The 11292-nt window shown below is 35.7% G+C and carries 11 protein-coding genes; 3 read left to right on the forward strand and 8 right to left on the reverse strand.

Annotated features, from left to right (window positions below; all coding sequences use genetic code 11):
* Nucleotides 1-430 precede the first annotated feature (430 nt).
* Nucleotides 431-1777, forward strand: a complete 1347-nt coding sequence (locus ACFSRZ_RS13680; RefSeq protein WP_379667130.1) for a serine hydrolase — start codon at nucleotides 431-433, stop codon at nucleotides 1775-1777.
* A 54-nt stretch (nucleotides 1778-1831) separates the two neighbouring features.
* Here the strand turns inward: ACFSRZ_RS13680 and ACFSRZ_RS13685 are convergent, their stop codons facing one another.
* The 8 genes from ACFSRZ_RS13685 to ACFSRZ_RS13720 all read right to left on the reverse strand — a co-directional run bounded on the left by ACFSRZ_RS13685 (nucleotide 1832) and on the right by ACFSRZ_RS13720 (nucleotide 8322).
* Nucleotides 1832-4201: a TonB-dependent receptor gene (locus ACFSRZ_RS13685; RefSeq protein WP_379667131.1), complete on the reverse strand. Its 2370-nt coding sequence runs from the start codon at nucleotides 4199-4201 to the stop codon at nucleotides 1832-1834.
* Nucleotides 4202-4529: 328 nt separating this feature from the next.
* The gene (locus tag ACFSRZ_RS13690; protein ID WP_379667132.1) at nucleotides 4530-4808 is read right to left on the reverse strand and encodes a helix-turn-helix domain-containing protein; all 279 of its coding nucleotides are present in this window, start codon (nucleotides 4806-4808) and stop codon (nucleotides 4530-4532) included.
* Between the two features lie 317 nt (nucleotides 4809-5125).
* The gene (gene arfB, locus ACFSRZ_RS13695) at nucleotides 5126-5530 is read right to left on the reverse strand and encodes an alternative ribosome rescue aminoacyl-tRNA hydrolase ArfB (protein ID WP_379667133.1); all 405 of its coding nucleotides are present in this window, start codon (nucleotides 5528-5530) and stop codon (nucleotides 5126-5128) included.
* Nucleotides 5527-6126 carry an AAA family ATPase gene (locus ACFSRZ_RS13700; RefSeq protein ID WP_379667134.1) on the reverse strand — a complete coding sequence of 200 codons (600 nt, stop codon included), beginning with the start codon at nucleotides 6124-6126 and terminating at the stop codon, nucleotides 5527-5529. Before ACFSRZ_RS13700 ends, arfB begins: the two co-directional genes overlap by 4 nt.
* Nucleotides 6087-6719 (reverse strand): nicotinamide riboside transporter PnuC, encoded by a 633-nt coding sequence (gene pnuC, locus ACFSRZ_RS13705; RefSeq protein ID WP_379667135.1) that lies wholly within the window; start codon nucleotides 6717-6719, stop codon nucleotides 6087-6089. The genes ACFSRZ_RS13700 and pnuC overlap by 40 nt, the downstream gene beginning before the upstream one ends.
* Entirely contained in the window at nucleotides 6703-6963 is a 261-nt protein-coding gene (locus ACFSRZ_RS13710) for a YkoF family thiamine/hydroxymethylpyrimidine-binding protein (RefSeq protein WP_379667136.1), read from the reverse strand. The genes pnuC and ACFSRZ_RS13710 overlap by 17 nt, the downstream gene beginning before the upstream one ends.
* Nucleotides 6947-7693 (reverse strand): geranylgeranylglyceryl/heptaprenylglyceryl phosphate synthase, encoded by a 747-nt coding sequence (locus ACFSRZ_RS13715; RefSeq protein WP_379667137.1) that lies wholly within the window; start codon nucleotides 7691-7693, stop codon nucleotides 6947-6949. Before ACFSRZ_RS13715 ends, ACFSRZ_RS13710 begins: the two co-directional genes overlap by 17 nt.
* Complete coding sequence (locus tag ACFSRZ_RS13720; RefSeq protein WP_379667138.1) at nucleotides 7690-8322, reverse strand: 4'-phosphopantetheinyl transferase family protein; 633 nt, start codon at nucleotides 8320-8322, stop codon at nucleotides 7690-7692. Before ACFSRZ_RS13720 ends, ACFSRZ_RS13715 begins: the two co-directional genes overlap by 4 nt.
* A 59-nt stretch (nucleotides 8323-8381) precedes the next feature.
* Between ACFSRZ_RS13720 and ahcY the strand changes: the two genes are divergently transcribed.
* Both ahcY and ACFSRZ_RS13730 read left to right on the forward strand, forming a co-directional pair.
* Nucleotides 8382-9698, forward strand: a complete 1317-nt coding sequence (gene ahcY, locus ACFSRZ_RS13725) for an adenosylhomocysteinase (protein ID WP_379667139.1) — start codon at nucleotides 8382-8384, stop codon at nucleotides 9696-9698.
* Between the two features lie 87 nt (nucleotides 9699-9785).
* Nucleotides 9786-11216 (forward strand): SLC13 family permease, encoded by a 1431-nt coding sequence (locus ACFSRZ_RS13730; protein WP_379667140.1) that lies wholly within the window; start codon nucleotides 9786-9788, stop codon nucleotides 11214-11216.
* The last annotated feature ends 76 nt before the right edge of the window (nucleotides 11217-11292 follow it).

Consider the following 11292-nt stretch of genomic DNA (forward strand, 5'->3'; position numbering starts at 1 on the left):
TATTGCACAAAGCAAAATCTTTTGTCAGTTGTGCCGTAGGAAGATTAGAGAAATAAAAAAGAACCGAGATATTAGCGTAGTTTTTTTATTTTTATTGGAACGCGAGGCATTCGCGCACCAGCTGGGGGAGCACGGATTTGTAATCCGTGCAATGTATAAGGTATAAGTTTAAACAAGCCCAGTACAAAAGTGCTGGGTTTTCTTTTAGATATCTTACCGTAACACATTGTAAGCCTCAATATTCGTTTTTAGAAATTGGTGCTATCATAAATAGATTTCCCGTAAACGGATAAATATATTTACGAAAGCTCTATATAGAATAAGTAAAGTAAAAAAGAGCTTACAAAGAGTTACTAAGTTTTATTTTAACTTTAGAAATAGTAACAAAACAAATATGTCAGCGTCAGATGAATTAACCAACTACAGAAAAATGAAAAAACTAGCCTTCTTATTTGCCTTATTCATAAGCACAAGCATTGTTTATGCACAACAGATCTCCAATGAAATCAAAGACAACATAAAAAAGCGCGTCGACTATGGAGACAATGTAGGAATTGTTGTTGCATTAGTAGATGGAGAGAAAGTAGACTATTTCTACTATGGAAAAACAGCATTGGAAAACGGAACTCCTGTAAATGGAAACTCCGTTTTTGAGATTGGGTCTATTTCCAAAGTTTTTACCACCATCATCTTAGCAGACGAAGTAGAAAAAGGAACTATGAAACTGTCAGACCCTATTTCTAAATACCTGCCAAAAGATGTCAAAGTACCTACAAGAAATGAGAAAGAGATCACATTAAAAGATTTGGCAACACACACTTCTGCATTGCCTAGAATGCCCAGTAACTTTGCTCCCAAGAATCCATTGAACCCTTTTGCAGACTATTCTGTAGAACAACTCTACGCTTTTTTAAATAGCTATACACTCACAAGAGATATTGGGGCACGTTATGAATATTCAAACTTAGCCATGGGACTGTTGGGCCACATTTTAGAACTACATACCGGAAAATCCTATGAAGAGCTTATTATAGAGCGAATAGCAACACCGTATAAAATGTCTGAAACAAAGATGGAGATGACTGACAAAATGAAAGCACAATTGGCCAAAGGGCATTCAGGATCGCTTCATATGCCTACGTGGGATTTTATGACCTTAGGAAGCGCAGGAGGAATAAAATCGACCTTGAATGACATGGTAAAATTTATTCAAGCCAATATGATCAATGATCATAAAAGCATCCACAAGGCAATGGTGGCAAGTCACCAAACAGCTTACAAAGGAGACAACGATTTTTCTATTGGATTGGGTTGGCATTATCTAAAAAGAGGAGATGGTAAAAAGATCATATGGCACAACGGACAAACAGGAGGCTATACCGCTTTTACAGGCTTTGTGGAAGGAACAACAAAAGGAGTTGTTGTTCTAACCAATTCTATAGAAGCTGTGAATGATATAGGATTCAAATTATTAGATGAATCAAGAAAAATCCGAATTCCAACAAAACCCTTTGAGGTAGACAATGCGGTTTTAGAAAGCTATGTTGGAAAATATGAGTTGGTACCAACATTTCAAATCAACATTACTAAAAACAAAGGACAGTTGTTTTTACAAGCAACAGGCCAATCTAAGTTTCAAGTATTTCCATCATCTGAGAATACTTTCTATTTGAAAGTAGTTAAGGCAAGCATTACGTTTAACAAGGATGAAAATGGGAAAATTAAAAGCTTGACACTCCACCAAGGAGGACAAGATAGAGAAGCAAAACGTTTGTAAAACTCACAAGATAATAAAAACAAAACCCGAGGCTAAGCCTCGGGTTTTTCGCATTTAAAACTTTAACGTCAATCCTACTAAGAAATTTGCTGTGGCTTGCGGATAATATCCGGCACCATCAACAGTGGTAGTGGTTCCTGGGTTTGTCCAGGTATCGTCAAAAGTAAAATAGTACCCTCTATCTACGTACTCTGCGTTAAAAATATTATTGATCAATCCTGTGATCACGATCGAATCAAAGATCTTTTCTGTGTCTATTTCGTAAACGAAGTTCAAATCACTTGTAAAGTAGCTATCCAAAACATCCAAACGAGATACTCTGCTATTCAAGTTGCTCATGAACTGCTCTCCTACAAACTTTGATAAGAATGAGATTTGGAAGTTAGGTGTTGGTTGGTAGATGAATGCATTTCCAACAATTACATTTGGAGAAAAAGAAATAGGCGTGTTTCCTAAGTCTTCCAACACTCCATCAATAGTAGCAAAGAAATCTCTGTTCTTGTTAGAGCTAAAAGCTGCATTCGGACGAACAGAGAATTTATCACCCAACTGAATGTCTGCATCAATCTCCAATCCAAAACGGTAACTCTTTCCACTGGTAGCTCTTACCGGAGCACCTACACCATCAAGAGCCCCTGTTAAAACCAATTGGTTCTTATAGTTCATAAAATATAGGTTGGTATTCAAACGAACTCCTTCTGTTTGATAACGCCATCCAAATTCGATGTCGTCCAAAGTTTCGTGAGTCGTTACTCCACCTTCAAAATCGTTTCTGTTAGGCTCTCTGTTAGCTCTTGCATAGGATAAGTATAAGCTGTTCTGATCTGCAATTCTATAGATGAACCCTGCCTTTGGATTAAAGAAGCTAAAGCTGGCATCTACATCAATAGGATCTCTGTCTGAAGTCAACCCTTGTGTTTGATAGTTTACAAATCTTCCTTGTACATCAATATAAGCAGAAACAGTTTCACTTAGATCAAAAGTAGCTTTTGAGAAGATACTAAAATCTGTCTTCTTAGAATCACTAAAATAGTAACGATCTCTGATGTTTGTATTCGCAGCTAAATCGCTTCCCCAAATTACTTCTCCAAAGTGATCTCCGGTATAGTTGCTATAAGAGATTCCGGAAATAATGTTTAGATCATCCTTTTCGTAATTTGCAGTAAAGTTAGCAACATAGAAATTGTTGTCTAACCATCTTCTAACAATTACATTGCTACCATCAACAATTAAATTGTTAAAATCTGCAGCATCTTCACTGTCTTTAAATTGCTCAAAGAACCCTTGTCCTTTAGTATAGTTTAACCCAATGTTTGTAGACCAATTCTCATTCAATTTCTCATTCCAATGCAATTGGTAGTGATTTTGTTGATAATCGTCTACCTCATTGTCATAAGTATAAGGATTTTGTCTTCTGTCTTGTGCCAATTGATCTGGAGTTAATCCAAACCAAGCTTGGTAAGTAACCTCTTCACCTCCAAAAGCAACTGCTTTAATTAAGGTAGTCTCATCTACGTATGCTCCTTGCAAGAAGTAAGATTTCAAATCTGTATAAGCACGATCTACGTACCCATCAGAATAGATGTTTGACAAACGTCCAGAAATTTCAAAATGATCATTGATCTTTCCGGTACTAAACTTTACGGTATGTTTTCTTGTGTCAAAAGAACCAAATGAATTGGAAATCTCTCCATAAGGGTTTTCAGAAACAGCATCTGTTAAGATGTTCAAGCTAGCTCCGAAAGCTCCCGAACCATTGGTAGAAGTTCCAACACCACGTTGCAATTGCAGGTTTTGAGTAGAAGAAGCAAAATCTCCTAAATTCACCCAGAAGGTTCCGTGACTCTCAGCATCGTTGTAAGGAATTCCATTAATGGTAACGTTAATTCGTTCACTGTTAGATCCCCTTACGTTCAAATAAGTATATCCAATACCGGCACCGGCATCAGAAGAAGAAATAACAGAAGGAAGATAGTTTAACAACACCGGAATGTCCTGACCAAGATTACGTTTTGCAATCTCCTTTTTATTCAGATTCGAATAAGTAACCGGAATATTGGAAGTAGCACGTACTGCTTTTACCAATACTTCATCCAGTAGATTCTCATCTGAAGAAAGAACTAAAGTGATGTTTTGATCTCCCTTTAGAGAAATGGTTTTCTCTAAGGTTTTAAAACCAACATAAGAAACCTTTAAGGTGTAGTTCCCTTCTTGCAAGGTGATACTAAATTTACCGTCAAGATCTGTGGATGTTCCTTTGTTGATCTCTTTTACCATTACGGTAGCACCTAATAATGCTTCCTGGTTTTCATCAACAACTTTACCTTGTAAAGTGTAACTCTGAGCGTTTGCAAAACCGATTGCAAACAGACTTAAAAAAGGTACTAAAATCTTCGCTTTTTTAAAAAATGATAAACATTTCATTATAAAAATAAAATGAATAAAAAGAGGCAATTATTCGATCGTTAGAATAATTAAAATTTGTCATTACAATGAGCTTACAAAGTTGTAATCTCTAAGATTGCACCAGAATAAGATTCTTTGCAATGACGGTCATAAGTCCCTAAACAGCATTACCTGTTCTAGGTTCTACGGGTATGATCTCAGCCTGAATTTAATTACGAATTTTGAATTTTTAATGTCGAATTAACTCAATTGAGAATTCATAATTAATCATTCATAATTCCAAAAAGGCACCCCTTTATGAGAACGCCGCAAAGTTAATTGAGTTTTTTGAAATAAAGAATAATAATTACTCTATTTTTCTGAGAAGACTTTTCTGATAATATTTAGAGAACATATACACGTGTTCAGGACCGTTGATCAACTCAGCAGTCTCTATTTCTAAAATTTTTGCAATATCAATAAATTTCCGAAGATTGATTCTGGTGTGTCCTCGCTCCAGTTTATGGTAAGCGTTTTGACTAATATTAAGCATTTCCGCCATATAATCTTGAGAGTATCCCTTTTCTATTCTGATCTTTTTTATTCTCTCTCGGATTTCATCTACTAACTGTTGGGTAGTACTCATCTGTACGAGTTTTTATAGAATTCATAGGCTAATGGGGGAAGTACAGCACAAAATTAGCAAAAACCCAAAGCACCTTGTTTCCCAGTTTTTAGGGATATTTATAGCTTTTTCAACTAACTATAAATGGTTAACTGCTTTAGCTATAATTTATAGCTATACGCTATTTTATTGACAGTTAACTATTTGTAGGTTTGTTGGCAGGTTTTATAACTGTAAAACTCAAAAGGAAAACCTCTGATTTTATCAGAGTTAGGTAATTACTATGGGGGACAGTAATTATTAAAGGAGAGTCGTGTTTACATGACTCTCTTTCCTTTTTAGTCAATGTCAGGTTTTCTGCGAAGATTCTTTTTTGAAGAATGCTTCTGCTTATTTTCTAATCGTTTTTGTTTTTGAGCTCTACTTATTTTTATGGGTTTTCTTTTTTTGGGAACAATCAATCCTTTTTCGATCAATTCAAAAAAACGTTCAATTACTTTTTCTTTATTATTATGCTGACTCCTACTTTCACTTGAAGAAAGTTTTAATACGCCCTCTTTAGAAATCTTATTAGCAAGATTTTTACGCAATAAACTCTTTTCTTCAACCGAGAGAGATGAAGAATTTAAAACATCAAAAAACAATTCAACTTTAGAAGATACTTTATTTACATGTTGACCTCCGGCACCGGAACTTCTTACTGCCTTGAACTGTAATTCTTTGTATAGAGATTCTTTGTTCACAACAGTGTTTGAGAATAGGAGTATAGGTTGTTTCTGTTAGAAAGTATTTTATCAATTGCTTCTACTGCAGTTTGCAAACGTGTTTCTTTATCTCCTTTTAATAACACATATGGGCGATTGTATTTTTTCAAAGCATTTTTAAAAGCATTGAACATCTCCAGTCGTTGATCGGGTCTGTCTCTCAAATCATCTTCAACCCAAGGAGTATCTATGTATGTTAGGAAGTAAAGATCATACGAGTTTTCTACAGCAGCTTCTTCCAACAAAGGATCTACAAAACCACCATAATACTCTTCAGAATATACTTTGGTTTCCAACAGATCTGTATCACAGATCAATATTTTATCGGCTCGTTTTGCCAATCTGTTTTCCAAAGCAATCTGTCCATAAGCAATAGGCAAGATGTCTTTGGTTTCGCAAGTTCTTCTTTCTTGATTCCAAACTTTTTGAAGGTAAGGTCTGGCATATTCCTCTACCCAAACCGTATTGTAATGTTTGGCAAGTTGAATTGACAGTGTTGTTTTTCCCGTACTTTCTGGGCCAAACAAAACTACCTTTACAATGTTGATGTCTTCTTGTCTAAGGTTTTTTTCCATGCTAAATAACCAAATATTGCTATGAATGTAAAAAAGAAATATTGAAGGCTTGTAAATGTAAAGCCTTTATGAAAATACAAAGGAACAGAAATAATATCACCAATGATCCAATAGATCCAGTTTTCTATCTTCCTTCTTGCCATCAACCACATTCCTACAAAGAAGATAGCAGTAGTTACAGTATCTACGTATGCAGTCCAACTAGTCCATTTATCAAAACTAGTATACACAAAATACACAAATACCAATGTGGCAAAGAAAATAGCGATACTAATTTTCTTCTCTTTATTAGTTGTTCTGGAAATAGGCGTAACGTGAGTTTCATCAACTTTTCGAGTCCAGATATACCAACCATAAACACTCATGATAAAGTAATACCCATTGATCATCATATCACCTAAGAGCTCCCATTTTAGTAGTAGATAAACATAGATAGAAGTGCTGATCATTCCCGTTGGAAATACCCAAATTTTATTCTGTTTTGAAAACCAAACGGATAAAAACCCAAAGATTACAGCAGTAATCTCTAAGGTAATATCAATGGCAGAAGAATCAGCGTATTGGCCGAAAAGAAAATCAAAAACTTGGTTCATAATCGCTACGATCAGATTTGACCATTTTTAAGTTTAGTACCACATGCTCCTGTTGCTCAAAAGAAGATTTGATCTCTTCGGTTAAAAAAGGCATCAACTCATCGTAATCTCCATAGATCTGAGTGCTTAGTGGATTTTCTAATACGGTGAATTTTGAGGCGCGCAGTTTTTTAATAAAGTTGATAATAGGTTCTTCAAAATCGTTTTGAAGCGGCATAAGGGTCAACTCAACGGAAATTTTCATTGATGGTTTCTTTTTTCAATTCGTTAAAAAATGTAGGGTCTTTTTCAAAAGCAGTTCCTATAACAACCATATCTGCTCCGGCATTATAGGCATTGTTCAATTGATTGATATTTTTAATACCTCCTCCTACAATAAGCGGGATTTGGATTTCACTTTTCACACAGTTAATAGCCACAACACCTACCGGATTTATAGCGCCAGACCCGGCTTCTAAATAGATCAACTTTTTACCGGAAAATTGTCCGGCTAAAGACGTCTTTAGAATCAATTCGTAATTGTTTTGTGCTAAAGGTTGCGTTCTGCTTATTCTTTCTACAGAGGTTTGCTTTCCTCCATCGATGAGTATATATCCGGTAGGAATAACCTCTAAGCCAGATTTTTGAACTGTTAAGGCAGAAGCAATTTGTTGCTCAATAAGATATTCCGGGTTTCTCCCCGATAGTAAACTCAAAAACAAAATACCATCTGCTTTAGAAGTAACTTGTTGTGCGCTTCCAGGAAATAACAGTACAGGTAAGGTGGTGTATTTTTTAATCTCTATAACTACTTGCTCTGTTTGATTGTGTACATCTGTACTTCCTCCTACAAAAATATGCGTAGCCATAGATTGATTGACTTGCTGTATAAAGGAATGAATACTTTGTATTTCGATCTTTTCAGGATCGATCAATACAGCCAGTAACTTCTTTCCGGATTCTTTAGCCTCTAAAATTTCTTGATAAACCGTCATTCATTAAAAGCATAAACACAGGTAAACCCTTCAAACTCCAGAAAACAAATATCATGATTAGATACATGACCTTCATATCGAATTTCTCCTGTGGTTTTTGCATCAGCAAATCTAAAATCTTCAATATTGATGTGATGTAAAAATAACAACTTTTTCTTTCCGTAAATCTTGTATAAAGACTCCTTAGCGCCCCAAACAATAGTAAGCTTGCTTACCAAGGCATCATGATTGGCAATGGTCTTATACTCTTCAATAGGTGTAAACTTATGAGCAATCTTTACAATCTTATCACGTTGCATTTCAATATCGATTCCTACGGGAGATCTCGAGCAAATAATGATGGCAGAAAAATGAAAAGAATGTGTTATAGAAATAAAGTTCTCATCTTTCAAATGAGGCTTTCCAAACTCATCATAACGGAGATCAGCATCTTCGTATCCTACTTCGTGTAGTAACTTACGAACACTATAAAATCCTTTCTGATGAATTTCAGATCGCATTGAATCTACCCTAGATTGACATTTCTCGGTAAGTTGAATTCCCTGAGAAATCTCATCCAAAGACTCTTCGATCTTCCAAATCAGAACTTTAGTATAATCGTTAACATTGATCCTTTTGTAAAGAGGCATATTTTAAAAAGTTATTCCGTAACTTTGCGGTCTCAAAATTAGAATAAAAAATAATTCAGATGAGTACAAATACATCCACATACGTACCATACAAAGTTAAAGATATTTCTTTAGCTGCATGGGGAAGAAAAGAAATTGAATTGGCAGAGGCTGAAATGCCTGGATTAATGTCGTTAAGAGAAGAGTACAAAGACGAGCAACCTTTAAAAGGAGCAAGAATCGCTGGATGTCTTCACATGACCATTCAAACAGCTGTCTTAATTGAAACATTACAAGCCTTAGGAGCAGAAGTTACTTGGAGTTCTTGTAATATTTTCTCTACACAAGATCAAGCTGCCGCTGCTATTGCTGCTGCCGGAACACCTGTGTATGCATGGAAAGGAATGAACGAAGAAGAGTTTGATTGGTGTATCGAGCAAACATTATTCTTTGGAGAAGACAAAAAACCATTGAATATGATCTTAGATGATGGAGGTGATTTAACAAACATGGTGTTGGATCGTTATCCAGAGTTAGTAGATGGAATTAATGGATTGTCTGAAGAAACAACTACAGGAGTTCACAGATTATATGACAGAATGAAAGCAGGAACATTACCTATGCCTGCAATCAACGTGAATGATTCTGTAACTAAGTCGAAATTTGATAACAAATACGGATGTAAAGAATCTGCTGTAGATGCAATTCGTAGAGCAACAGACGTAATGTTAGCTGGAAAAAGAGTAGTTGTTTGTGGATACGGAGATGTAGGAAAAGGAACTGCAGCTTCATTTAGAGGAGCAGGATCTATTGTTACTGTAACTGAGATCGATCCTATTTGTGCTTTACAAGCTGCAATGGACGGTTTTGAAGTGAAGAAATTAGAAACTGTTGTAGGAAATGCAGATATCGTAATTACTACTACCGGTAATAAAGATATTGTACAAGGTAAGCACTTCGAAGCAATGAAAGACAAGACTATTGTATGTAACATTGGTCACTTTGACAACGAGATAGACATGGCTTGGATGAATGACAATCATGGAGCAACAAAAGTTGAGATCAAACCACAAGTTGATAAATATACCATCAATGGAAACGATATCATTATTCTTGCTGAAGGGCGTTTGGTAAACTTAGGATGTGCTACAGGTCACCCAAGTTTTGTAATGAGTAATTCATTTACAAACCAAACATTGGCTCAAATTGAGTTATGGAACAATATTGATGCTTATAAGAATGAAGTTTACATGTTACCAAAGCACTTAGATGAGAAAGTAGCAAAACTACATTTAGCAAAGATTGGGGTTGAATTGACTGAGTTACGTGAAGATCAAGCAGAATATATTGGTGTTACTGTAGAAGGTCCTTTTAAACCAGAACATTATAGATACTAGGTCATTGAGCGAAGTCGAAATGACAATCTAATATAAAAAGCCTCCCAATTTGGGAGGTTTTTTTATTTTTAGGGACAAATGCAATTCATGACACTTTCTAAAAAGATCGGTTTACTCTTAGCACCTGTTTTATTTTTTATCATAATCAATTTACCATTTCACCTGGTTTCAGAAACCGGAGATATGGTTATTGCTGTAGCTGTTTGGATGGTTATTTGGTGGATTACAGAAGCTGTTCATATTGCTGTTACCGCTTTGTTACCACTTATTTTGTTTCCGCTGCTCAAGATTATGCCGGCAGCAGATGTAGGAGCCAATTACGGGCACCCTATTATCTTTTTATTCTTTGGTGGATTTGTTTTAGCATTGGCTTTAGAGAAAGTAAACTTACACAAACGAATTGCCCTAACCATCATTAGAATGACGGGAACCACACCCAATAAAGTAATCTTAGGATTTATGATTGCAACGGCTTTTATGAGTATGTGGATAAGCAATACAGCCAGTACCGTTGTAATGCTGCCCATTGCCATTTCTGTGATCAAATTGTTGATTGATGATGAAGATGGTTTTACCAAAGGAGACCGGAATTTTGCACTAAGCATTATGCTAGGAATCGCATTTTCTGCCAATGCAGGAGGAATTGCTACAGTTATTGGAACGCCACCAAACTCGGTATTAATAGCCTTGCTGGAAAGTGAGTATAATATTGAGATCTCTTTTGTAAAATGGATGAGTATGGGATTGCCATTTTCTATTTTAATGGTGTGGGTTTGTTATTTGGTATTGGTCAAGTGGATGTTTCCTTGCAATCACATTCAATTTTCCACTTCAGCAAATATCATTTCAGAAGAATTAAAGAAGTTAGGAAAGATCTCCAAAGAAGAACGCAGAGTACTTACTATTTTTTCAATCACAGTATTCCTGTGGATCACAAGAACCATCATCAATAAACTTTTCCCGGGTTTACGACTAACAGATACCATCATTAGTTTAATAGGAGCTGTTTCATTGTTTGCCATCCCGTTAAACTTTAAAAAAGGGTCATTTGTACTGCAATGGAACGATACCAGCAAATTAGCATGGGGTATTTTACTACTCTTTGGTGGAGGTTTGGCTTTGGCAAAAGGAATGGCTTCCAGCGGTTTGGTAGATGTTATTACCGAAGCCATAAAGAATGGAGGTTTTACTCCTCTAGTAGTTGTAAGCTTATTGATTGCTTTGATGTTATTTATGACTGAATTGATGAGCAATGTAGCTCTGGTAGCAGTTTTAGCTCCCGTTGTAGCAGGAATTGCTATTGGATTGAATATTCCAATGCTAAACGTATTAATTCCTGTAACGATGGCATCAAGTTGTGCATTTATGCTACCGATGGCCACACCACCCAATGCTATTGTTTTTGCCAGTGGTTATGTAAAAGTCAATCAAATGGTAAGAGCCGGAGTAATGCTAAATGTTTTAGCTGTAGTCTTTTTGATCTTGTACTACTTATATGTGATTCCAATAGTGTTTTAACACATAGAATTTCCTTTCAAAAAAAAGCAAGAGTATTTAAGGGTTTTAAAAAACAAGTATTTATACCTAAAAATAT

The sequence above is a fragment of the Pseudotenacibaculum haliotis genome, assembly GCF_042684245.1.
In the GTDB taxonomy this organism is placed as follows: domain Bacteria; phylum Bacteroidota; class Bacteroidia; order Flavobacteriales; family Flavobacteriaceae; genus Polaribacter; species Polaribacter haliotis_A.

Excerpts from the sequence above, each read along its gene's own strand:
- ACFSRZ_RS13715 (WP_379667137.1), bottom strand. The coding sequence starts at position 7,693 with ATGACGGTTTATCAAGAAATTTTAGAGGCTAAAGAATCCGGAAAGAAG.
- ACFSRZ_RS13690 (WP_379667132.1), bottom strand. The coding sequence starts at position 4,808 with ATGAGTACTACCCAACAGTTAGTAGATGAAATCCGAGAGAGAATAAAA.
- ACFSRZ_RS13680 (WP_379667130.1), top strand. The coding sequence starts at position 431 with ATGAAAAAACTAGCCTTCTTATTTGCCTTATTCATAAGCACAAGCATT.
- ACFSRZ_RS13730 (WP_379667140.1), top strand. The coding sequence starts at position 9,786 with ATGACACTTTCTAAAAAGATCGGTTTACTCTTAGCACCTGTTTTATTT.
- ACFSRZ_RS13700 (WP_379667134.1), bottom strand. The coding sequence starts at position 6,126 with ATGGAAAAAAACCTTAGACAAGAAGACATCAACATTGTAAAGGTAGTT.
- ACFSRZ_RS13685 (WP_379667131.1), bottom strand. The coding sequence starts at position 4,201 with ATGAAATGTTTATCATTTTTTAAAAAAGCGAAGATTTTAGTACCTTTT.
- pnuC (WP_379667135.1), bottom strand. The coding sequence starts at position 6,719 with ATGAACCAAGTTTTTGATTTTCTTTTCGGCCAATACGCTGATTCTTCT.
- ahcY (WP_379667139.1), top strand. The coding sequence starts at position 8,382 with ATGAGTACAAATACATCCACATACGTACCATACAAAGTTAAAGATATT.
- ACFSRZ_RS13710 (WP_379667136.1), bottom strand. The coding sequence starts at position 6,963 with ATGAAAATTTCCGTTGAGTTGACCCTTATGCCGCTTCAAAACGATTTT.
- ACFSRZ_RS13720 (WP_379667138.1), bottom strand. The coding sequence starts at position 8,322 with ATGCCTCTTTACAAAAGGATCAATGTTAACGATTATACTAAAGTTCTG.